Genomic DNA, 19,942 nt, shown 5'->3' with positions numbered 1-19,942 from the left:
TCAGTTGGCCGGCTGCTGCGGTGACGGGCGCTCGCCTTTGCGCGCCCGATGGGCCGCACGCAGCTCCTGGCGCGTCAACTGTCCGTCACCGTTGGCATCCAGCTTGTCGAAGTGCGGCGCCAGGCGGGGCAGGCCCCGCTCCACCTCCTCGCGGCTCAATTGGCCGTCCTGATTGGTATCGGCCGCATGCCAGCGCGCTTTGGCCCGCTCGGCGCGCTGTTGCCGCTGGGACGCATCCGGTGTGGCGCGGGCTGGGGTGGCGGATTCCGCCGCCAGCGCCGCCCCCCACACCAGCGCGAGACAGGCGAGCGCCACTTGTCCCAGCCTTCTCACGGCGGGTTTGCCCACGACCTCGAAGCGCAGCGGCTTACCTGCGCTGGGCGCGCGGACGCTTCTCGTCATCATGCTTCTCCTGGTAGATGTCGCGGGACAGGTCGTTGAGGTCCTGGTGCAGATCCTTGCGCTCCTCCCGGGTCAGGTGGCCGTCGGATTTGTAGGCGCGCTCTTCCTGGCGGATGTTTCTACGCTCCTGCATCAGGGAGCGGGTCTCCTCCCTCGTCAGTTCGCCCGAGCGCACCCCCTGACGAATGCGTTCGTCCTGCACATGCTGGCGGGCGTTCACGCCGGGGTCGCGGGGATGGTGGTGCCGGCGCGGCTCGGCAAAGGAAGAGGCGGATACCAGGACAAGGGAAACGAGGGCAAGGCTTAGCAGCTGTTTCATGGTCATCTCCTTTTTGCAGAGGGATCGAACGAGCCGGACGGTTGCATCCGGACGTTTCGCATTCTAGGCAAGTGGTGTAAACAAAACGTTGCGTCGGCCACCGGAATTGTAACGACTTGTTTCAATCGGCCTGCCATGCAACGAACGTTTACACCCTGCTTTCCCCCGCCGGCTCGTTCCCGTTAGCATTACGGCCATGAACCGTGCCGCAAAAAAGATCCTGGTGGTGGACGATGATCTGCGCCTGCGCGATCTGCTCTCGCGCTATCTGAGCGAACAAGGGTTCACCGTGGACACCGCCGCCGACGGGGCCGCCATGGACAAGCGTCTGGAACGGAGCCACTACGATCTGATGGTGCTGGACCTGATGCTGCCGGGTGAAGACGGCCTCGCCATCTGCCGCCGGCTCAGGGCCAGGGCGGAGCATTTGCCCATCATCATGCTCACCGCACGCGGCGACGAGGTGGACCGCATCATCGGCCTGGAGATGGGGGCCGACGACTACCTGCCCAAGCCCTTCAACCCGCGCGAACTGCTGGCCCGCATCCATGCCGTGCTGCGGCGCAGAACCCCGCTGCCCGCCAGCGCGCCGGAAGCGGGCGGGCAGATCCTCGTCTTCGGTCCTTACCGCCTGGATCTGTCGAAACGCCAGCTCAGCCGGAACGACGAGCCGATCAGCCTTACCAACGGCGAATTCGCGCTGCTCAAGGTGCTGGTCAAACATCCGCATCAGCCCCTGTCGCGGGAAAAGCTGATGGAATTGACACGCGGCCGCGAGCATGAAGCCTTCGACCGCAGCATCGACGTGCAGATCTCCCGGCTGCGCAAACTGATCGAACGCGACCCCGGCAACCCACGTTTCATTCAGACCGTCTGGGGCTATGGCTACGTCTTCGTCCCCAGCGAAGACGCCTGATCATGATCCTGCTGCCGCGCTCCCTGTTGTGGCGCACCGTGCTCCTCATGGCCCTGGTGATCATCGCCAGCCAGCTCATCTGGTTGGCGCTGGCCCGCCAGGCCGAGCGCGAGCCGCGCGCCAAGCAGATCGCGCACCAGGCGGCCGGCCTGGTCACTTTCACCCGCACCTCGCTGCTCGCCGTGCCGCCGGACAAACGGCGCTTCCTGTTGAGCGAGTTGTATGAGCGCGAGGGCATCCGCGTCTATCCCGTCGCGCCGGACGACATCCGCGCGCCCCTCCCCGAGCGCCCCCTGGCACGCCTGCTGGCGCGGGAAATCCGCCGCGAGCTGGGGCCCCAGACCCGGGTGGCGCTGGGTCTGCGCGGCATCCCCGGCCTATGGGTCAGCTTCGACATCGACGGCCACGAATACTGGGTGGTCGTACCCCGCCTGAGCACGATCGAGCACAGTCTGCCGCTGCGCTGGATCGGATGGGGCGTATTGAGCATGGGCATGGCCCTGGTCGCCGCCTGGTTCATCGTCTGGCGCGTCAGCCAGCCGTTACGGGCCCTGGCGGCGGCGGCCGAACAGCTGGGCAAGGGCGAGCAGCCCCCCGATCTGCCGGAGACCGGCCCGCAGGAAATCCGCGCCCTTACCCGCCGCTTCAATCAAATGAACCGCGATCTGGCGCGCCTCAACCGCGAGCGCACGGTGATGCTCGCCGGCGTCTCCCACGACCTGCGCACGCCGCTGGCGCGCCTGCGGCTGGCGGTGGAGATGCTGCGGGATCAGGTCGATGCCTCCCTTCACCGGGGCATGATCGAGGACATCGCCGATCTGGACGCCATCATCGGCCAGTTTCTCGCCTTCGCGCGCGGCGCGGAACAGGAGGCACCGAGGTCCACCGACCTCAATCAACTTGTGTCAGAACTCGCCGAGCGCTACCGCCGATCCGGAAAGCACCTCACCACGGTACTGGAACCCCTGCCCCGCTTGCGTCTGCGGCCGCTGGCGATGCAGCGGGCGATTGGCAATCTGCTCGACAATGCCTTCAAATATGGCGGCGATGAAGTGAGCGTGCAAACGAAGCACGCCGGCGGATTCGCCTTCCTCAGCGTACTCGACCGCGGTCCAGGCCTGGGTCCGGCAGAGGCCGCCATGGCAATTCAGCCTTTTGCCCGGCTGGATACCGCACGCGGCGAAACCAGCGGCGCCGGCCTGGGGCTGGCCATCGTGGACCGCATCGCGCAACTGCACGGCGGGCGCCTGGAATTGCTGCCGCGCGGCGGCGGCGGCCTGGAAGCGCGCATCACCCTGCCTTTGAGAGCGTAAGGCATGGCCGACTGCAACAGCTGGGACATCTTCTGCACCGTCATCGACAATTACGGCGATGCAGGGGTGAGTTGGCGGCTTGCCCGTCAGCTCGCGCAGGAATACGGCCACACCGTCCGCCTGTGGGTGGATCGTCTCGAGGTGCTGGCCCGGCTCACGCCGCAGCTCGATGCCGCACGCGCAAGCCAGCAGGTGGCGGGGGTGGAGGTGTGCCACTGGCCTTCCCCCTTCCCCGAGGTCGTGCCCCACGACGGGGTGATCGAAGCCTTTGGCTGCACCCTGCCGGAAACCTTCCTCGCCGCCATGGCCCGCCGCTCTCCGCCCCCCCTCTGGATCAATCTGGAATACCTGAGCGCGGAGGCGTGGGTGCCGCAGCATCATCTGATGGTGTCGCCCCATCCGCGGCTGCCGTTGACGAAATATTTTTTCTTTCCGGGATTCGGTGCCCACACTGGCGGGCTTTTGCGGGAGCGGGACCTGACACGGCAACGCGCCGCCTTTCAGGCCGACCCCGCGGCGCAGGCCGCCTTCTGGCAGCGGTGGGGGGTGGGCCCCGCCCGGCCGGGGGAGCGCCGCATTTCCCTCTTCGCCTACGAAAATGCGGCGGTGGCGGAACTTTTGCATGTCCTCGCCCATTCCGCCCGGCCGGTCACCTGCTTGATCCCCGAGGGACGCCTGCTGCCCCAGGTGGCTGCGGCGCTCATGCTTCCCCTGGCGCCCGGGCAGGCGGTGGAGCGGGGGATGCTGCGGGTCCAGGTCCTGCCCTTTCTGCCCCAGGACGAATACGACCGGCTGCTTTGGGCCTGTGATTTCAATTTCGTGCGGGGCGAGGATTCCTTCGTCCGCGCCCAGTGGGCGGCACGTCCCTTTGCCTGGCACATCTATCCCCAGGAGGACGGCGCGCACTGGAGGAAACTTGAAGCCTTTACCGCCGTCTATGTCAGCGGTCTTCCGCCCCAGGCGGCGAATGCCCTGAGCGCCCTGTGGCAGGCCTGGAATCGGCAGACGGGCGTCCGGGAGGCATGGCAGGCCTGCGAGGCGCATTGGGAAAGCCTCGCCCACCACGCCGCGGCCTGGGAGAAGCACCTGGCGGGGCAGCCGGATCTGGCGAGCCTCCTGGTGCAATTTTGCGGGAAGATGTTATAATTCAAAGTTTTTCAGACTCAGCCAAGGTCATTGAGGCAGCATGATGAAAACCGCACAGGAACTTCGCGCAGGCAACGTGGTGATGATCGGCAAGGATCCGATGGTCGTCCAGAAAGCCGAATACAACCGCTCCGGCCGCAATGCAGCGGTGGTCAAACTCAAGATGAAGAATCTGCTCACCGGTTCGGTGGCGGAGACAGTGTACAAGGCCGATGACAAGTTCGACGTGGTCATTCTCGAACGCAAGCCGGCGACCTACTCGTATTTTGCCGATCCCATGTACGTGTTCATGGACGAAAACTTCGAGCAGTACGAGGTCGAGGCGGACAACATGGGCGATGCCATCCACTATCTCGAAGACGGCATGCCGGTGGAGGTGGTGTTCTTCAACGGCAAGGCCATCTCGGTGGAGCTGCCCACCACCGTCATCCGGGAAATCACCACCGAGCCCGCGGTGCGGGGCGATACCACCGGCAAGGTGATGAAACCGGCGCGGCTTGCCACCGGCTTCGAGATTCAGGTGCCCCTCTTCTGCGAAAGCGGCGACAAGATCGAGATCGACACCCGCACCCACGAATACCGGCGCCGCATCACCGCCTGAATCCCGCCCACGCCAAAAAAGCCAGGACCACCTGGCTTTTTTTTTCGCCTATGGCCTTTGGCATATGCCAAAGGCCAGGCTGCGCGCCCTTTCATGGGCCGGTAACATCGGCGCGGTGCAATGACGCCGTTTGGGAAGAATGTCATGGAACCGACCGCAGAGACGTTGCCGGTGCAGGTGGAGGTGGGGATGGCCGCCAGCCCGGGCGTGCGCCTGAGCCTGCCCTCCCATGGGGAGATCCATCTCAGCATTGAAGAGGCACGGGCGCTTTCCCTCGCCCTTATCGCTGCCGTCAATCGCAAGGAAAGGGAGCAGGTGCTGCGCCACGCCCCGCTTAAGGGTGTCGCCCCTCACTCCGGCAAACGGTAGGGCGTCAAATCCATCTCCTGCGCCGCAATCACCGCTTCGGTGCGGTTGCGCACACCCAGGGTCTGAAAGATCGCCGCCAGATGAATCTTCACCGTTCCCTCGGTGATATCCAGGCGCCGGGCGATCACTTTGTTGGGTTTACCCTCCGCCAGCAGGGCTAGCACCTGCAACTGGCGCTCGGTGAGGCCGCGCGTGCTGCGTCGGCCGGCGGCTGCGGCGGGCTTGGTGGGCGCGGCTTCCATCGTCCCTTCGTAGCCGAGGAGCAGGGAAGGCAGATACACGCCCCCCGCCAGCACCAATTTGATGGCGCTCAACATCACCTGCGCCGTGGAGGACTTGGGGATGTAGCCCAACACCCCCGCGTCCAGGGCCTGCCTCACATCTTCCGGCGATTCGCTCGCGGACAGGACGATGACGGGGATCAGGGGATGGCGGCTGCGGAAAGTCCGCACGCCGGTGAGGCCGTCCATGCCCGGCATGTTGAGATCCAACAGCGCCAGGTCCAGATCGGGATTGCGCGCAGCGGCCTCGAGGGCGCCCGGATAGTCGGCGGCCTGCACCACGTCGGGCTCGGTGCCCAAGTCCTTGAGCACATGCAGCAGCCCTTCGCGGAACAGGGAATGGTCGTCGGCCAAGAGAATACGCATGGACCCCTCCTCATCCGCGGCCAACACGGGGTTGGCAAACGCCTGGATGATACTCCAGCCTCGCCGCCCCGAGGAATTCCAAATCGTCATGCAGCATCGTCCCGGCTGCGTCTAGAATAACCTCCGGTCAGCTCGCCTGAAAGGAAGTCCATGTCCCTTCGTCTGTCTTTGCGCCCCTTCGCCCTCGTCCTGGCCGCCCTGGTCGCCCTCACCGCGGTGCCACCGGCGGTGGCCGATCCGCCCCCCCACGCGCCCGCCCATGGCTGGCGCAAGAAACACGATCCCTACTACCTGGGCTATTACGGCAGCAAATGGCCCAAGGACTACGGCATTCTCGTCGGGCGCTGCGATTATTCCGCTGTGGGCGCGGTGCTTGGCGGCGTGGCGGGGGCTGTCATCGGTTCCCAGATCGGCAAGGGCGAGGGCCGCACGGTGGCCATTTTGGCGGGCACGGTGCTGGGTGCCATCATCGGCGCCAAGATCGGCCGCGACTGGGACGAGGTGGACCGCGCCTGCATCGGCCATACCCTGGAACTCGCCCCACCGGGACGCCGCGTCATCTGGCGTAATCCCCACACCGGCATCGACTACGTGGTGATCCCGGGGGAAAGCTTTCGCGCCGCCGAGCGGGATTGCCGGGAATTCACCGCCGAGCGTTATTTCGAAGGCCGGCGGGTGGTGGAGCGGGGGCGTGCCTGTCGCGATGAGGGCGGCGAGTGGCAGCTGATGTGACCCCTTGAGGCACTCGTGAGGGGCCCGTGGCTACCGGGCTGAGCACGGTTCTTTCCTATCACGCGCGCAGCAAACATCATTTCGGGCGCTATGCGGCGGGGCCCGGGGGGCTCGATTGGGCGACCCAGCCTGATCCTTTCCGGCGCTTTGCCGGCTGTCCCACGGTGGCGCTGCCTCTCCTCGAGGAGGCGGCGCTGCCCCTCCCCTTCGCTGAACTGGACCGAGCCCCCAGCAGGCCGCGCCCGCTTACCCTGGATGCCGTGGCGGCGCTCCTCGAGCTTGCCTTCGGCCTGAGTGCCTGGAAAGCCTACGGCAACACCCGCTGGGCCCTGCGCTGCAATCCCTCCAGCGGCAATCTCCATCCCACCGAAGCCTATCTCCTCGTCGAGGCCTGCCCGGATCTCGCCGGCGGTCTTTACCACTATGTCGCCAGCGACCATCTGCTGGAACGCCGCGCGCGGCTTGCCGGCACATGGCCCCTTCTGCCCGCCGGTTGCGTCCTCATCGGACTGACTTCCATCTTCTGGCGCGAAGCGTGGAAATACGGCGAGCGGGCCTTCCGCTATTGCCAGCATGACGCAGGCCATGCCCTGGTGGCGGTCCGTTACGCCGCCGCTACCTTGGGCTGGCAGGCGCGGCTTGTCGAAAGCGTGGCCGATGCTGAGCTCGCCGCCCTGTTGGGTATCGACCGCGCCGGGGATTTCCCGCAAGCCGAAGGCGAATACCCGGAGCTGCTCCTCCTCGTGGGCCCCGGTCCCCTTCCCGACGATCTGCCCCTCGCGCCCTTGATCGCCGCTCTGAAGGAGTGGGCGGGGCAGGCCAACCAGCTTTCGCCAAGCCACAAGCACGACTGGCCGGTGATCGGGGAAGTGGCCGAGGCCACCCGGAAACCGGCAACGCCCCCCTCGCTTTCGACGCCGCCTGCCCTGCCGCCGCCGCTTTCCTGCCCCACCCATGCGCCCGCCGTGCGCCTCATCCGCCAACGGCGCAGTGCCCAGGCCTTCGATGGCCACACCGCCCTGTCCCACGAGGGTTTTTATCGCCTGCTGGACAAGACGCTTCCCCGCCCGGCACTGCCACCCTGGGATGCCATCGGCTGGGCGCCACGCATCCATCTCGTCCTTTTCGTGCACCGGGTCGAGGGCCTTTCCCCCGGGCTCTATTGTCTGGCGCGGCGGGAAGAAGCCGTCACGCTTTTGCGTAAGACCCTTTCCCGGGAATTCGAATGGCAGGGGATCGCCGGCTGCCCCGCCCATCTCGCCCTTTTCCGCCTGCTTTCAGGCGACACCAGGGCGGTGGCCCAGGCGTTGGCCTGTCACCAGGACATCGCCGCCGACGGCGCCTTGAGCTTCGCCATGCTGGCGGAATTCGCCGACCCCTTGAGGGATCGGCCCTGGGTCTATCGGCAGCTCCATTGGGAAGCCGGCATGGTGGGGCAGGTGCTCTATCTGGAAGCGGAAGCCGCCGGCCTGCGGGGCACGGGCATCGGCTGTTTCTTCGATGATCCCACCCATGAACTGCTGGGCATCGGCGATGCCACCCTGCAAGACCTCTACCATTTCACTGTGGGCGGCGCCCTCCCCGATGCCCGTCTGAAGACCCTGCCCCCTTACGCCCACCTGCAACGCCCACCCGCCCGGCCGTAAGGCGCGCAGCTTGCCGGGATGACGACCGCGGCGGCTGTCGCTACCATAGCCGGAGGAGGAACCCCCATGAGCGACAAGATCCGCAAGACCCCCGAGGAATGGCAGGCACAACTCACCCCCGAGCAATACCGGGTCTGCCGGCTGAAGGGTACCGAGCCGCCCTTCAGCGGCGCCTACTGGGACCACCACGAGCCCGGGGTATACCGCTGCGCCTGCTGCGGCGAGGTGTTGTTTTCCTCGGACACCAAATTCGATTCCGGCACCGGCTGGCCCAGTTTCTGGGCGCCTGCCGTCGAAGAGAACATCGCCACCGAAACCGATTTCAGCCATGGCATGGTGCGCACCGAAGTCCTCTGTGCCCGCTGTGGCGCCCATCTCGGGCATGTCTTCGACGACGGTCCACCCCCCACGGGCCAACGCTATTGCATCAACTCGGTGGCGCTGAAATTCGAGAAGCGCTGAGAAACGCCCGGCGCCGCGCCAGCGGATCCTGCCGGTAGAAAAGCGAAAGCTGCGCATAGACCTCCGGATAGGTGGCCGCCAGCACCTCCGGCGTTTCGAAGAAGGCTTCGCTCATGACGGCGAAAAACTCCCCCGGCGTCTCCGCCCCATAGGGGTCGAGGGGCGTCTCTTCCCCGGCATTCACGCGCCGGCAGAAATCCGCGTAGGCCGCACCGAAGGCCTCGCTCCATGCCGTGTGACTCATGTCCCGGTGCAGGGGTGGAAAGCCGTTGACCTCCCCATTGAGCATGTCCAGCTTGTGGGCGAGCTCGTGGATCACCACGTTGTAGCCCGCAACACCGTGATCGCCCGCGGCATCGTGCCAGGACAGGATCACCGGCCCGCCGAGCCACGCCTCCCCCGTCATGGGCTCGCGCACGTGGTGCACCAGACCATCGTCATCCACGTATTCGTACTCGGGCACGAACTCATCGGGATAGACGATGATCTCCACCCAGCCCCGGTAATACTCGAGGCCGAGATTGAGGATGGGCAGGCAGGCCTGGATGGCGATGGAAAGGCGCATGCCATCGGTGAGGACAAGGCCCGCGGCGGCGCTGATCTGCTTTTCGTGCAAAAACAGCGTCACCCACTCCCGCAGGCGGTCAAGCTCCCCCTTGCTGAGCCCCGCAAGCAGAGGCAGTCGCGCCACGGCCTGCTGCCACTCCGTCTCCGGGATGGGGTGACGCGCCAGGATGCGCAGGCGCCGCCACGCTTTGAAGCGCGCCAGCATGACGGCTAGCGCCCCAGGTAATCCCGCTTGCCCAGCGCCACGCCATTGTGGCGCAGGATGGCGTAGGCGGTGGTGACGTGGAAATAGAAATTGGGCAGGGCCCGGTTGAGGAGGAACTCCTCGCCCCGGTAAGTGGTCACGGTTTCACCCCGGCGGATCACCACCTCCCGGTTTTCCGCACCTTCGAAATCGGCTGGGGAGAAACTCTGCAAATAGGCGATGGTCTTCCCCACGCGGGTCTTGAGGGCGGCGAAGTCCTGCTCGTCATTGGCGAATTCCGGTGCCTCGCGGCCGGTGAGGCGGGCGGCGGCGTTTTTCGCATGGTCACAGGCGAGTTGCACCTGTCTTATGAAGGGGAACATGTCGGGATAGAGGCGATCGCGCAGCAAGGCCTCCGGCTCGATGCCGTGGGCACTGCAATGGGCCGCCGCCTTGTCCAGTATGGCATCCAGATTGTGCAGCATGCGGGTGAGCGGCGGAATGGTCACCTGATAGACGGAAAGACTCATGTTACCTCCTTTCATCAATGGGAATTCACCTCTTCGCGGATGTCCCGGTTGATGCCCTCTATCGTGCCCGTTTTCGGCTCCCTGAGGAACAGACCGGGCGGCAATCCGCCTCCGCGTTTCCCGTGAGGCCGCAGCCCGCGCCGGGCCCATCGCCAAGGCGGTTTGCCTTGCGCCGGGGATGGGCTACCATGGCGGCGGTTTCCCCCACAGGCAGAAGACCATGCAGATTGGACCCCGCGAAATCGTCACCCCCTACCGCCCCATCCCCCTGGAAGTGCCGGAGGGGATGAAACCCAACGAGTTTTTCAACAGCACGGAAAACCTCAACGATCTGGTGCACAACAACGGGCTTCTGCGCAATCCCGAGGACCTTTTGCTCTACCGCAAGGCACTGGGGCACAGCAACGTCTTCGATGCCTCCATCATCTACAACACCTCCCAGCGCATCCTCGACCCCCTGGGCCGCCCGGTGCGCCGCACCCAGGTGCCGGAGCCGGTCAAGCAGGTGTGGAACCGCATGAACCAGATCATGATCGACTACATGCTGGAGCGGTACCCGGATCCCGCGCGTCACCTGGTGCTGGCGGGGGAGGCAAGCCTGGATGCCACCTGGCCCCTCACCTCCCCCGGTGTGCCCAGCATCCGCATGCTGCACAATCATTTCATCGTCTTCGACATGGCGGAGCTCGCCGCCGCGCCCCTGGCCGACCCCGACAATCCCAACCTCACCGACGGGGGTCAGCATTCCCTGTTCCAGGCCTACATGCGGGAGGTGTACCGCGCTTTTTTCGCCGAGCTGGATTTCCGCGTGCTTGAGCTGTGCGAGGGCGAGGGATGCCGGCTCGGCCTCACCGGTTATCCCCAGGGTCTGCCCAGCTGGCGGGTACGGGGCGGGGCCGCCGCCCTGCGGCAGGTCGCCTTCTGGAAGGATTACGACACCCTGCTCAAGGGGTTCCTCGATTTCTACCGCACCTTCTTCGGTCAGGTGAGCACGCGCAACTCCCCGCCTCCCCGTGACCTTTACTTCCCCGAGCTGGTGGAGGAAAAGCTGCTGTTCGACAACGATTTCCTCAAGACCGCCAAGATGGTGCGCGACCGCTGCATCCGCGATGCCCGTTACGCCAATTCCATCCGCTGGCAGCCGGCCTTCAAGCAGCTCATCTACCGTAACGACCGGGGCGAACTCATCGTCACCATTAGCCAGAATTCCATCGGCAATGCCATCACCGAGCTTCTGGGGGTGGTGGTGCGGCGGGTGCCGGATGCGGAAGCCTACGCCCGCTTCGAGCCGCGCCTCATCGAACAGCTCCTCGAGGTGCGCCGCCGGCTGGTGGAAGCGGACCTTGGCGAACCCATCGCCACCCCCTACTGGGGGACGGATTAGCCCCTGCCCAAGGCTTGCGCCTGGTCGTTCCTCCCCGGGCTTCCCCCAACCATCCCTGCTGGCAGCAGGGGAAAGGGCTGCTATATTGGGACGAGGAAACGCTTCACGTTGTGTCACCCTAACCACGAGGAACCACCATGATCCGCAATCCCCTTGACGTCTCCACCCTGGTCACGCCGCGCCTGTCCGCCTTCCTGGAGCGGCTGGTAAACGATCCCGATGCCGACGAACCCCCCACCTTGGGCACGGCGCGGGACTATCTCATGGGTCTTCTGCCCCCATCGATCAGCGAAGCGGAACGGCTGCACCATTTCGACGTGAGCGAATCCCTGCTGGATGAGCTCAACACCCTCATCGAGGAATACGGCGCCGATGCCCCCGCCGCCGATTTCGTGCGCGCCACGGCGAGCGAGGCCCTGTCGCGGGTGATCGAGACAGTGGTCAACGACGAGAACCGGGAAGGCCCGCCCACCCTGGAAACGGTGCGGGAAGCCATCGTCGAGGGACTGGGCGCCCGTCTGGTGGGGGAAGGGGTGCTGGACGAGGATGAGGACGAGGGGCTCCTGGAGGAGATCGACGGACTGATCGACGAATACGGCCCCGATGCCCTCGCGGAAAATTTCGTCCGTTACGAGTAGGAGACCCCATGGCGAACACCAACACGCCCGGCGTAACCTGGCGTGGCCTGCCCCTGGAAGCCCGCGAAGCCATGATCCGCGAGGCGGCCTATTACCTCGCCGAGCGGCGCGGCTTCGCCCCGGGGCATGAGCTCGACGACTGGCTGGCGGCGGAAGCCGCCATCGACCGCGACCTGCCGCCCCCTGCCGCGGAAGCACCGGGGCCAATCCAACAAAGCGGCGTGGTGGGCAACGCCACCGACGAGGCCCTCAAGCGCCTGGTGCGCCAACACCCGCAGAAGGCCATTGCGCGCGTCGAGGGCGTCGAACCGGAGCTTGCGCCGCCGCGGGAATGAAGGCGTCGGCGCCGCCCCATGAAGACCGCTGAGGTCTGCCTGCTCGCCCCCCGCGCCGGGCGGGCGCTGGCCGAAGGCATCGCAGCCGAGCTGGGTGTGGCCCTCTGGCCCCTTGAGGAGCGCGAGTTCGAGGACGGCGAGCACAAGAGCCGGCCTCTGGCGAGCGTCCGCGGGCGGGATGTCTATGTCGTCCAGTCCCTTAACGGGGATGCCGGCCAAAGCGTCAACGATCGCCTGGTGCGCCTGCTCTTCCTCCTTAGGGCGCTGAAGGACCTGGGCGCGGCACGGCTGACGGCCGTGCTCCCCTATCTCGCCTATGCCCGCAAGGACCGGCGCACCCAGCCCCGCGATCCTGTGAACAGCCGTACCCTGGCCCAACTCCTGGAGGCGGTGGGCACCGATCGCGTCCTCACCGTGGACGTCCACAACCTGGCCGCCTACCAGAATGCCTTCCGCATCCCCGCCGAACATCTGGAGGCCCGCCCCCTGTTCGCCGCCCATCTCGCGCCCCTGCTCGCCGGCGAGGAAATCTGTGTCGTCTCCCCGGACGCAGGCGGCGTGAAGCGCGCCGAAGCCTTCCGCCAGACCCTGGCCCGATGGCTTGCCCGACCGCCCACCGCCGCTTTCGTGGAAAAATACCGGGCGCAAGGCGAGGTCTGGGGGAAAACCGTGGTGGGCGAGGTCGCCGGCCGCCTCGCCGTCCTGATCGATGATCTGGTGGCAAGCGGTACGACGCTAAGCCGCGCCGCCCGCGCCTGCCGGGCGGCCGGTGCCCGGCGCGTGCTTGCGGTGGCCACCCATGGCGTCTTCACCCCTGCCGCCGGAGAGGCGCTGGCGGAACCGGCCCTGGAAGGCCTTTTCATCACCGACACCGTTTGCCCGCCCCGCCCCCTGCCCCCCGCCGTGGCGAACAAGGTGAGCACCCTCTCCATCGTTCCCCTGCTCGCCGAGGCCATCCGGCGCCTGGCCGGCGATGGCAGCCTGTCGGACTTGCTGGAATCCCCGCCCGCGGGCTCGTCAGCACCCGCGCCATCGTGGCCGCGGTGAGGGCGCAACGGGGCATGGCGGCGCAACTCAACCCGACTTCGCCCGGCGCTTCTAATTGAGCACGGCATCGGCCGCGGGTGCACCCACCCCCGGACAGCGAACGCTACCCGGAGTCGGCACCTGCTTTACCTGGTTAGGTTTTTCGCAACAACCAACCGGAGGAAAACATGAGTGGATTCATCGAGGAATTTCGCGAATTTGCCATCAAGGGCAACGCAGTGGATCTGGCCGTCGGTGTCATTATCGGCGGGGCATTCGGCAAGATCGTCGATTCGGTAGTGGGCGATCTGATCATGCCGATCGTCAGCATGTTCTTCGGTGGGCTGGATTTCAGCAACTATTTCATCCCCCTGTCGGGCCAGACTGCGACCACACTGGCCGAGGCCAAGAAAGCGGGCGCCGTCTTCGCCTACGGCAATTTCATCACCGTCCTGCTCAACTTCCTTATCCTCGCCTTCGTCATCTTCCTGATGGTCAAGCAGGTGAACCGTCTCAGACGTAAAGAAGTTGCGGCGCCGGCTGCAGCGCCTCCGACGCCGGAAGAGGTGATCCTGCTGCGCGAAATTCGCGATTTGCTGAAGAAATAAACCCGCCGAGGTCAAGCGGGTGGGGGAGAGCCTTTCCGGGCTCGCCCAGGAGGTGCGGGACCACGACCGGCGGCTGACCCGCCTGGAAACCAAGTGGGAGACCGCCATGGAACTGGCAGGGATGAGAAGCGCGCAAGGCCGCCGGCTCAAGCCGCCCCAGTGAACCCGGGGGAGGGCCTGGGATGCGCTTTCCCTGAATGCACGGGAAAACGAGAAAGACCCCTTTGTCACCGACTGGAACTGGCGGCCCGGGCAACCAAGTCCTTGGATTCGAAGAGGACCAGATCGTCGTTCCCGAACCTTCAACCGGAACTGATCCTTTAGGCCCGGGATGTCCCGCAGGCCTTGGGGCCACTGGCCGCCCGGCGGCGAGCCCGTATGGGGCTGAGCGCCGCCGAAAGGATGGGCTCGATCAGGGCTTTCTTCCCGCTCCTCTTTTGTCTTGCGCGGCATACATGCTCCGTTCGCTTCCATTGCATGTTATGCCTCAGACAAGAATTTGCGCCAGGCTCCCTCTGTCGGACTTGCGGGCTCCCGCCTGAACCGGCCCCGCCTGCGGCGGGAGATTCCCCGGCAGCCGACAGGGAGAAACCGCGCCACCCGGGCCATGGTCCAATGGCAGCCCCCCCAAACCCAAGGAGGAGAACATGAACGACACCCGCCGCTACGCCTACATCCTCATTCTCATCGGCGCGGTGGCCGCCGCCTGGGCCGCCCTGCTGCCCCATTACGAGGCCGGCTTCCATCTGCGCGTCAGCATTCTTTTCGGCCTGCTTCTGCCCTTCGTTGCCTATGGCAGCCTCATCGAGAGCCTGCGGCCGGGGTGGCTCCTTGCCATCGGGCTGGTCATCACCGCCGTCATGGTGGCCGCAGTGGTGGCGCAACGGGGCATGGCGAAGGAGCCCGCCGGGGAGCTTTCCGCCTACGCCCTTCCCCTCGTCGTGTGTGCCATTGTGCTGCCGGTGGCCTATTTCCTCGGCCGGCGCAACACCCCGTAAGTCGCCCGGCCCGCCGGCCGGGTTTTCATTTATGCTTGCGCTTTCGTGCTGCGCCCCGTTAGCGGGCCTGGCAGGCGGTGGGGCCGTTTCTCCGGCACCGCCCACGGGGCAGTCGTTCCCATGCAGATCACGCTGGCCGAACTCATCGTCCGCTTCTTTCAGCGCCTCGGCGTGGGGCGGGTCTTCGGCCTGCCCGGCTCCCACATCCTGCCCGTGTACGACGCCCTCTATGGCGCTTCCCTGCCCACCGTGCTCGCCAAGCACGAACAGGCGGCCGCCTTCATGGCCATGGGCTTTGCCCGCGCCACCCGAGGCATCGGCGCCTGCATCACCACCGCCGGCCCCGGTGCCACCAACCTGGTGACGGCGATCGCCAGCGCCTACGCCGACCGCCTGCCCATCCTCGCCATCACCGGCGAAGCGCCCACCTACATCTTCGGCAAAGGGGGTCTGCAGGAAAGTTCCGGTGAAGGGGGCAGCGTGGATCAGGTGGCCCTCTTCGCCGGCATCACCCGCTATCACCGGCTGGTGGAGCGTACCGACTATCTCGCCAACGTGCTGATCCAGGCCACCCAGTGTCTGCTTGGCGACCCCCCGGGGCCGGTGGTGCTGAGCCTGCCCTTCAATGTGCAGAAGGAGCCGGTGGAGGCAGCCATCCTCGATGACATCGCCTTCACCGCGCCGCGCCGCCGCTTGCCGCCGGAGGCGGAGGCGGTGCGCACGAGTGCGGCGATGATCGCCGAGGCGCGACGACCGATGATCATCGCCGGCCATGGCGTGATCCGCGCCGGTGCCCAGGCGGCGCTGGCGCGGCTCAGCCAGCGCCTTGCGCTGCCCGTGGCCACCAGCCTCAAGGCCAAGGGCGCCGTCGATGAACGCGGAAAGCTGGCCCTGGGCAGCCTGGGCGTGACTTCCGGTGGCCATGCCCTGCGTTACCTCAAGGAAGAGGCAGACCTGGTGCTGATTCTGGGGGCGAGCTTCAACGAGCGCACGAGCTACGTCTGGGACCGGGAACTCCTGGCCGGCAAGAAGCTCATCCAGGTGGACAGCGACATGCACCAGCTCAACAAGGTGTTGCGCGCCAACCTGGTGATCCAGGCGGATCTCCTGAGCTATCTTGACGCCCTGGAGGCGGCGGTGCAGGACCTGCCGCCGAAGCAGACACCGGACATTCCCGCCTTCATCGCCGCCAACCAAAGACGCCTCGATGCGGCGGGCGAAGCCGTCTTCGATGGGCGTTTCGATCACGTGCGCGCCTTCTTCGCCTGGCTGGAGAAAAGGTTTGCCGAAGGCATTGCGATCTTCGATGACAACATCGTCTTTGCCCAGAGTTTCTATCGCGTCAAGGCCGATGACCGCTTCCATCCCAACACCGGCATTTCTTCCCTGGGCCACGCCATCCCTGCCGCCATCGGCGCCGCCTTCGCCCTCAGGCACCCCGTCTTCGCTCTGCTCGGTGACGGCGGTTTCCACATGTGTGCCATGGAGCTGATGACCGCGGTGCATTACGGTCTGCCCCTCAATGTGGTCCTCTTCAGCAATGGCACCATGGGTCTCATCCGCAAGAACCAGCAACACCTCTACGGCGGGCGCTTCATCGACTGCGATTTCCCCAACCCGGATTTTGCCCTGCTGGCGCGTGCTTTCGGCCTTCGCCATTGCCGCATCGAAGGCATGAGCGACCTTGCCCGGCTCGATACCCTCGACTATCGCCACGGGGTGAATTTCATCGAAATCGCCGTCCCCCGCGACGCCTACCCCAACTATTCCTCGCGCCGCTAGTCATGCCATCTGGCCGCACCAGAGCGCTCGCCGCCTGTGTCCAACACCACGCAGCACGGCTGCCGGAGCTGGCCGCCCTTGGCACGCGGCTTGCCACCCTCGGCGATGCCCCGGCGGAAAGGCTGCTGCCCCTTTATGAAGCTGCGCTGCCTGTCTTGGAAGCGGCCCTGTGGCCAGCGCCGCCGGCCTTCGACACCCTGCTTGCGGATTTCCAGGCCCTCCATCGGGAGCGGGAACGACTCATCGCCGAATGCGGCAGCGATGACCGCCACGATTTCGTCATCGGCATTCCGGTGGCGGACCGGCCGGCCCATCTGCGGGCCTGTCTGGAAAGCATCTACCAGGTGTGTCTGCGCTACGACTACGGGGGCAGGAAAGAAGGCCGCTGGCACAAGGTGCGGGTGATCGTCGGCGAGGACAGCGCAGCCGAAAGCCATCGCCAGGCCCATCGCGACCTTGTCCGGGAGTATTCGGCCAGGGGCCTTAACGTGCACCATCTGGATTTCGATGAACAGTACGCCCTGCTCGATTCCCTGCCCGCCACCCTGCGCCCGCGCCTTGGCCGGCTGCTCACCACCCAGCCGCGGGAGCATTTCCATCACAAGGGCCAGGCCGCCAACCGCAACCTGCTCTATCTCAAGTTCCGCGAGGTGGGCCGCCCCGGGCGCACCCTCTACTACCTCCTGGACAGCGACCAGTCGCTGTGCGTCAACCGCATCACCCCCGACGGCATCCAGGCCGTCTACGCCATCCCCTACTTCCACGTCCTGGACCGCATATTCCGCGAGCATGACATCTGGCTTTTGAGCGGCAAGATGGTGGGGGACCCGCCGGTCTCACCGGCGGTCATGGCGGTCAACTGCGTGCAGGACATCACCCATTTCTTCCGCCGGCTGGCGAATGTCGATCCCCAAGCCCCCTGCAGCTTCCACGCCACCTCTGGCGAGGCGGCGGGCGGTGCGAGCTACCACGACCTGGCACGGCTTTTCGGCTTCACCCCGCCCGCCTCGCCCGTCGAATACCTGTGTGAACTCACCGGACCCCACGACCATATGGCGTGTCTCAGCGCCCTGGGCGCACGGCTCAACCGTTTCTTTCAGGGGGAGCACCCGACGCGTCACACCCATTTCGTCTATGGCGAGGGGCTCGACCGCGTAAGTCCGGCGCGCACCGTTTATCCCGGTAACTATGTGGCGCGCCACGAAGGCCTGCGCTACATCATCCCCTTTGCCCATCTGCGTCTGCGCATGTCCGGCCCCACCGCCGGCCGGCTCATCGCCGCCGAAATCGGCGCCCGCTTCGCCACTTGCAACCTGCCCAACCTCCACCGGCGCAATAGCGGGAAGACCGATTTCCGGCCCGGGGTGGAAATCCACGCCGAACACATCGACCTTGCCGACGAATTCGAGCGTCAATTCTTCGGTGACCTCATGCTCTTTTCCGCGGAGGCCCTAGTGAAGGAAGCCGACGTGCGCCAACCTTTTCCGCGGTCCCTGGTGGAAGCGGTGGTGGCCCGCAAGGAGGCGGAGCTCCTCGCCCTCTATGGCGAGAAGCACGCCACACTCGAAAGGGAACGGGCGAACCTCATGCACGCGGTGTTCGAAAGCGGCGGCTGGTGGCTGAAAGCGTCGCCCCTTGCCCCAACCCTCGCGGAGGTGCGGCGGTTTCTCGCCAACCTCGCCCACAACTTCGGCGATGGCGCGGCAGGCTGGCTGGCCATCCAGTCACCCCACCACCGCGCCCGCCGCCGGGCGCAGATCATCGATGCCCTGGTGAACTACCGCGCTGAACGGGATGCCTGGGACAGCCTCTTTCCGCCCGCCCCCGCGCCTTAGTCGGCCAGACACACCCTGGCGGCGTGGCGGATGAGGCGGGCGCGGCAGCTTGCGTAGGTCTCCTCCGCCTCCGCCAGGAGGTCGGCGGGCAACAGCCCTTGCGGTATCTGCCGCGCCGTGCGTTCGATACGGCCGGAGGCAATGCGGGGAGAGCTGTCCCCGGCGCCCGGCTTGCCGGTCAGAGGGAAAAGCTGGTATTCGTTGGAAAGGGGCGTGGCCAGCCCAAGTAAGCCGCCAAGCCAAGCCAGCAGCGTCTCCGGTGCCCGCTGCCAGAGCTCCGCATCGAAATAGACATAGCGCCCCGGAAAACGCTCTGCAAATTGGGCCAGGGTGGCAAGCCGCGCACGGTAATAGGCCGCCGCCCCCGCCGGCTCGGCGTAGGGGTGTTCCCCACTTTTTGCCGCGAACAACTCCACAATGCTCGCCAGGGTGGGGGCAGGCGGGCGCAGCGAGAGCAAAAGTTTGAGCTCGACCGGCCCAAGTCGCGCCGGCTCGATGGGATAGTCGTCGTGCAGGATTTTGTCGAAGAGATAGCGGCTGCCTGCTTTCAGCGTGTGATGGCGACAGAAGCACTCCCGCTGCCGGTCCAGGCTGGCCGCATCCTCATAACGCAGGTGCATCTCGTAATAGCCGTTGATCTCGGGATGCGAGCCCAGCACATGACCCGCCAGGGTGGTGAAGGCGCGCATGTGGCTTACGAGAAAAATCCGGCCGTAGCGGTCAGGCACGTGGGTTTCCTTTGAGAGGCACAGGCGCCACGCCCTTTCCCGGCGTCGGTGCCTGCGTTATTCTGCTGCCATGGATCGTACACTGGAACACGCCGTGAGCGCGGCGGAAAGCGGCGACTGGCACCTCGCCCATCGCATCGTGCAGGAAAGGAACGATCCCCTTGCCTGCTGGTTGCACGCCATCCTGCACAAAATCGAGGGGGATGCCTGGAACAGCCGCTACTGGTACGCGCGCACGGATCACCGCTACGAGGATTTCGCCGACCCCCGGGAGGAGCTGGCGGCACTGCGGCGCGCCCTCGAAGGAAACGGCGCGTGAAGGGCCCCGCCGGCAGGCGCATGCCTGCGCAAGGCAGGGCGTGGTGTAAGCAAAAAGCCACCCGGAGGTGGCTTTTTGTCTGGCGTCCCCACGGGGATTCGAACCCCGGTTACCGCCGTGAAAGGGCGATGTCCTAGGCCTCTAGACGATGGGGACTAAACGCTGTGCTTAGTCGGTTGTCATTTTCTGGTGAGCTGGGTGGCCGCGACGCCGAAAAGCATCAGCGCAAACCCCAGCGGGACCAGGCTGATCCACGGCCCGGCGTCGGCTTCCCTCCCGGCGGCCAGTTCGGCAAAGCCAACCACCAAACCGGCGGCGGTGGCCAGGATGCCGACCCAAACCGAGATGACGCCTAGCCGGTGCACCGTGTCTCACAATCTGGTGGAGATGAGCGGGATCGAACCGCTGACCTCTTGCATGCCATGCAAGCGCTCTCCCAGCTGAGCTACACCCCC

Annotated in this window: 25 protein-coding genes and 2 tRNA genes; 18 read left to right on the top strand and 9 right to left on the bottom strand. The window is 65.9% G+C overall.

The annotated features are described in order from the left end of the window. The gene (locus K6T56_02885) at nt 1–405 is read right to left on the bottom strand and encodes an EF-hand domain-containing protein (GenBank protein MCL6555289.1); all 405 of its coding nucleotides are present in this window, start codon (nt 403–405) and stop codon (nt 1–3) included. After that, nucleotides 368–721: a hypothetical protein gene (locus tag K6T56_02880; protein MCL6555288.1), complete on the bottom strand. Its 354-nt coding sequence runs from the start codon at nt 719–721 to the stop codon at nt 368–370. Before K6T56_02880 ends, K6T56_02885 begins: the two co-directional genes overlap by 38 nt. A 196-nt stretch (nt 722–917) precedes the next feature. Between K6T56_02880 and ompR the strand changes: the two genes are divergently transcribed. The 5 genes from ompR to K6T56_02855 all read left to right on the top strand — a co-directional run bounded on the left by ompR (nt 918) and on the right by K6T56_02855 (nt 5,066). Next, the gene (gene ompR / locus K6T56_02875) at nt 918–1,637 is read left to right on the top strand and encodes a two-component system response regulator OmpR (GenBank protein ID MCL6555287.1); all 720 of its coding nucleotides are present in this window, start codon (nt 918–920) and stop codon (nt 1,635–1,637) included. A gap of 2 nt (nt 1,638–1,639) precedes the next feature. Further along, nucleotides 1,640–2,950 (top strand): HAMP domain-containing protein, encoded by a 1,311-nt coding sequence (locus K6T56_02870; protein ID MCL6555286.1) that lies wholly within the window; start codon nt 1,640–1,642, stop codon nt 2,948–2,950. A gap of 3 nt (nt 2,951–2,953) precedes the next feature. Next, nucleotides 2,954–4,096 (top strand): elongation factor P maturation arginine rhamnosyltransferase EarP, encoded by a 1,143-nt coding sequence (earP, locus tag K6T56_02865; GenBank protein MCL6555285.1) that lies wholly within the window; start codon nt 2,954–2,956, stop codon nt 4,094–4,096. A 43-nt stretch (nt 4,097–4,139) separates the two neighbouring features. Continuing rightward, nucleotides 4,140–4,697, top strand: a complete 558-nt coding sequence (gene efp / locus K6T56_02860) for an elongation factor P (protein ID MCL6555284.1) — start codon at nt 4,140–4,142, stop codon at nt 4,695–4,697. A gap of 144 nt (nt 4,698–4,841) precedes the next feature. Further along, nucleotides 4,842–5,066: a hypothetical protein gene (locus K6T56_02855; GenBank protein ID MCL6555283.1), complete on the top strand. Its 225-nt coding sequence runs from the start codon at nt 4,842–4,844 to the stop codon at nt 5,064–5,066. On the opposite strand, the gene K6T56_02850 is transcribed toward K6T56_02855, so the two are convergent. Next, nucleotides 5,048–5,713, bottom strand: a complete 666-nt coding sequence (locus K6T56_02850; GenBank protein MCL6555282.1) for a response regulator transcription factor — start codon at nt 5,711–5,713, stop codon at nt 5,048–5,050. The genes K6T56_02855 and K6T56_02850 overlap by 19 nt on opposite strands. A 150-nt stretch (nt 5,714–5,863) precedes the next feature. Between K6T56_02850 and K6T56_02845 the strand changes: the two genes are divergently transcribed. The 3 genes from K6T56_02845 to msrB all read left to right on the top strand — a co-directional run bounded on the left by K6T56_02845 (nt 5,864) and on the right by msrB (nt 8,553). Further along, nucleotides 5,864–6,445 carry a glycine zipper 2TM domain-containing protein gene (locus K6T56_02845; GenBank protein ID MCL6555281.1) on the top strand — a complete coding sequence of 194 codons (582 nt, stop codon included), beginning with the start codon at nt 5,864–5,866 and terminating at the stop codon, nt 6,443–6,445. 26 nt (nt 6,446–6,471) lie between these two features. Then, the gene (locus K6T56_02840; GenBank protein MCL6555280.1) at nt 6,472–8,091 is read left to right on the top strand and encodes a SagB/ThcOx family dehydrogenase; all 1,620 of its coding nucleotides are present in this window, start codon (nt 6,472–6,474) and stop codon (nt 8,089–8,091) included. A gap of 66 nt (nt 8,092–8,157) precedes the next feature. Beyond that, nucleotides 8,158–8,553, top strand: coding sequence for a peptide-methionine (R)-S-oxide reductase MsrB (gene msrB / locus K6T56_02835; protein MCL6555279.1), 396 nt, complete (start codon nt 8,158–8,160; stop codon nt 8,551–8,553). Here the strand turns inward: msrB and K6T56_02830 are convergent. Both K6T56_02830 and K6T56_02825 read right to left on the bottom strand, forming a co-directional pair. Then, nucleotides 8,519–9,325, bottom strand: coding sequence for a zinc-dependent peptidase (locus tag K6T56_02830; GenBank protein ID MCL6555278.1), 807 nt, complete (start codon nt 9,323–9,325; stop codon nt 8,519–8,521). The two genes, msrB and K6T56_02830, sit on opposite strands and share 35 nt — an antisense overlap. 5 nt (nt 9,326–9,330) lie before the next feature. Next, a complete protein-coding gene (locus K6T56_02825) occupies nt 9,331–9,834 on the bottom strand; it encodes a DUF1993 domain-containing protein (GenBank protein MCL6555277.1) in 504 nt (167 codons plus the stop codon). A 220-nt stretch (nt 9,835–10,054) separates the two neighbouring features. Here K6T56_02825 and K6T56_02820 point away from each other — a divergent pair, with 220 nt between their 5' ends. From K6T56_02820 to K6T56_02780, 9 genes are all read left to right on the top strand, one after another. Next, nucleotides 10,055–11,218 (top strand): hypothetical protein, encoded by a 1,164-nt coding sequence (locus K6T56_02820; protein ID MCL6555276.1) that lies wholly within the window; start codon nt 10,055–10,057, stop codon nt 11,216–11,218. Nucleotides 11,219–11,355: 137 nt separating this feature from the next. After that, on the top strand, nt 11,356–11,856 hold the full coding sequence (locus K6T56_02815; protein MCL6555275.1) for a hypothetical protein: 501 nt from the start codon (nt 11,356–11,358) through the stop codon (nt 11,854–11,856). Nucleotides 11,857–11,864: 8 nt separating this feature from the next. Further along, nucleotides 11,865–12,191: a DUF2934 domain-containing protein gene (locus tag K6T56_02810; protein ID MCL6555274.1), complete on the top strand. Its 327-nt coding sequence runs from the start codon at nt 11,865–11,867 to the stop codon at nt 12,189–12,191. Nucleotides 12,192–12,209: 18 nt separating this feature from the next. After that, nucleotides 12,210–13,238 carry a ribose-phosphate diphosphokinase gene (gene prs / locus K6T56_02805; protein MCL6555273.1) on the top strand — a complete coding sequence of 343 codons (1,029 nt, stop codon included), beginning with the start codon at nt 12,210–12,212 and terminating at the stop codon, nt 13,236–13,238. Nucleotides 13,239–13,405: 167 nt separating this feature from the next. Further along, complete coding sequence (mscL, locus tag K6T56_02800) at nt 13,406–13,825, top strand: large conductance mechanosensitive channel protein MscL (GenBank protein ID MCL6555272.1); 420 nt, start codon at nt 13,406–13,408, stop codon at nt 13,823–13,825. 19 nt (nt 13,826–13,844) lie between these two features. Beyond that, nucleotides 13,845–13,988 carry a hypothetical protein gene (locus K6T56_02795; GenBank protein MCL6555271.1) on the top strand — a complete coding sequence of 48 codons (144 nt, stop codon included), beginning with the start codon at nt 13,845–13,847 and terminating at the stop codon, nt 13,986–13,988. A gap of 484 nt (nt 13,989–14,472) precedes the next feature. After that, a complete protein-coding gene (locus tag K6T56_02790; protein ID MCL6555270.1) occupies nt 14,473–14,823 on the top strand; it encodes a hypothetical protein in 351 nt (116 codons plus the stop codon). Nucleotides 14,824–14,943: 120 nt separating this feature from the next. Continuing rightward, nucleotides 14,944–16,605: a thiamine pyrophosphate-binding protein gene (locus K6T56_02785; GenBank protein ID MCL6555269.1), complete on the top strand. Its 1,662-nt coding sequence runs from the start codon at nt 14,944–14,946 to the stop codon at nt 16,603–16,605. A 2-nt stretch (nt 16,606–16,607) separates the two neighbouring features. After that, nucleotides 16,608–18,440 (top strand): hypothetical protein, encoded by a 1,833-nt coding sequence (locus K6T56_02780; GenBank protein ID MCL6555268.1) that lies wholly within the window; start codon nt 16,608–16,610, stop codon nt 18,438–18,440. Here K6T56_02780 and K6T56_02775 read toward each other — a convergent pair. Further along, a complete protein-coding gene (locus K6T56_02775) occupies nt 18,437–19,168 on the bottom strand; it encodes a hypothetical protein (GenBank protein ID MCL6555267.1) in 732 nt (243 codons plus the stop codon). The two genes, K6T56_02780 and K6T56_02775, sit on opposite strands and share 4 nt — an antisense overlap. A gap of 70 nt (nt 19,169–19,238) precedes the next feature. Here K6T56_02775 and K6T56_02770 point away from each other — a divergent pair, with 70 nt between their 5' ends. Next, entirely contained in the window at nt 19,239–19,487 is a 249-nt protein-coding gene (locus tag K6T56_02770; protein MCL6555266.1) for a hypothetical protein, read from the top strand. Nucleotides 19,488–19,567: 80 nt separating this feature from the next. Here the strand turns inward: K6T56_02770 and K6T56_02765 are convergent. From K6T56_02765 to K6T56_02755, 3 genes are all read right to left on the bottom strand, one after another. Then, nucleotides 19,568–19,643, bottom strand: a tRNA-Glu gene (locus tag K6T56_02765). 23 nt (nt 19,644–19,666) lie between these two features. Further along, nucleotides 19,667–19,852, bottom strand: coding sequence for a hypothetical protein (locus tag K6T56_02760; protein MCL6555265.1), 186 nt, complete (start codon nt 19,850–19,852; stop codon nt 19,667–19,669). A gap of 14 nt (nt 19,853–19,866) precedes the next feature. Continuing rightward, nucleotides 19,867–19,942, bottom strand: a tRNA-Ala gene (locus K6T56_02755).

Source organism: Burkholderiales bacterium (assembly GCA_023511995.1).
Taxonomy (GTDB): Bacteria; Pseudomonadota; Gammaproteobacteria; order Burkholderiales; family Thiobacteraceae; genus Thiobacter.
Note: the sequence above shows the minus strand (reverse complement) of the source record. Positions and strands in the feature narration are given on the sequence as shown.

Bases quoted from the DNA above. Each gene is read 5' to 3' on its own strand.
- K6T56_02785 (MCL6555269.1), top strand. From the start codon at position 14,944: ATGCAGATCACGCTGGCCGAACTCATCGTCCGCTTCTTTCAGCGCCTC.
- K6T56_02830 (MCL6555278.1), bottom strand. From the start codon at position 9,325: ATGCTGGCGCGCTTCAAAGCGTGGCGGCGCCTGCGCATCCTGGCGCGT.
- K6T56_02815 (MCL6555275.1), top strand. From the start codon at position 11,356: ATGATCCGCAATCCCCTTGACGTCTCCACCCTGGTCACGCCGCGCCTG.
- K6T56_02880 (MCL6555288.1), bottom strand. From the start codon at position 721: ATGAAACAGCTGCTAAGCCTTGCCCTCGTTTCCCTTGTCCTGGTATCC.
- K6T56_02825 (MCL6555277.1), bottom strand. From the start codon at position 9,834: ATGAGTCTTTCCGTCTATCAGGTGACCATTCCGCCGCTCACCCGCATG.
- K6T56_02845 (MCL6555281.1), top strand. From the start codon at position 5,864: ATGTCCCTTCGTCTGTCTTTGCGCCCCTTCGCCCTCGTCCTGGCCGCC.
- K6T56_02885 (MCL6555289.1), bottom strand. From the start codon at position 405: ATGATGACGAGAAGCGTCCGCGCGCCCAGCGCAGGTAAGCCGCTGCGC.
- prs (MCL6555273.1), top strand. From the start codon at position 12,210: ATGAAGACCGCTGAGGTCTGCCTGCTCGCCCCCCGCGCCGGGCGGGCG.
- K6T56_02810 (MCL6555274.1), top strand. From the start codon at position 11,865: ATGGCGAACACCAACACGCCCGGCGTAACCTGGCGTGGCCTGCCCCTG.
- K6T56_02770 (MCL6555266.1), top strand. From the start codon at position 19,239: ATGGATCGTACACTGGAACACGCCGTGAGCGCGGCGGAAAGCGGCGAC.
- K6T56_02780 (MCL6555268.1), top strand. From the start codon at position 16,608: ATGCCATCTGGCCGCACCAGAGCGCTCGCCGCCTGTGTCCAACACCAC.
- K6T56_02855 (MCL6555283.1), top strand. From the start codon at position 4,842: ATGGAACCGACCGCAGAGACGTTGCCGGTGCAGGTGGAGGTGGGGATG.
- K6T56_02790 (MCL6555270.1), top strand. From the start codon at position 14,473: ATGAACGACACCCGCCGCTACGCCTACATCCTCATTCTCATCGGCGCG.
- ompR (MCL6555287.1), top strand. From the start codon at position 918: ATGAACCGTGCCGCAAAAAAGATCCTGGTGGTGGACGATGATCTGCGC.
- msrB (MCL6555279.1), top strand. From the start codon at position 8,158: ATGAGCGACAAGATCCGCAAGACCCCCGAGGAATGGCAGGCACAACTC.
- K6T56_02820 (MCL6555276.1), top strand. From the start codon at position 10,055: ATGCAGATTGGACCCCGCGAAATCGTCACCCCCTACCGCCCCATCCCC.
- mscL (MCL6555272.1), top strand. From the start codon at position 13,406: ATGAGTGGATTCATCGAGGAATTTCGCGAATTTGCCATCAAGGGCAAC.
- earP (MCL6555285.1), top strand. From the start codon at position 2,954: ATGGCCGACTGCAACAGCTGGGACATCTTCTGCACCGTCATCGACAAT.
- K6T56_02870 (MCL6555286.1), top strand. From the start codon at position 1,640: ATGATCCTGCTGCCGCGCTCCCTGTTGTGGCGCACCGTGCTCCTCATG.
- efp (MCL6555284.1), top strand. From the start codon at position 4,140: ATGAAAACCGCACAGGAACTTCGCGCAGGCAACGTGGTGATGATCGGC.
- K6T56_02850 (MCL6555282.1), bottom strand. From the start codon at position 5,713: ATGCGTATTCTCTTGGCCGACGACCATTCCCTGTTCCGCGAAGGGCTG.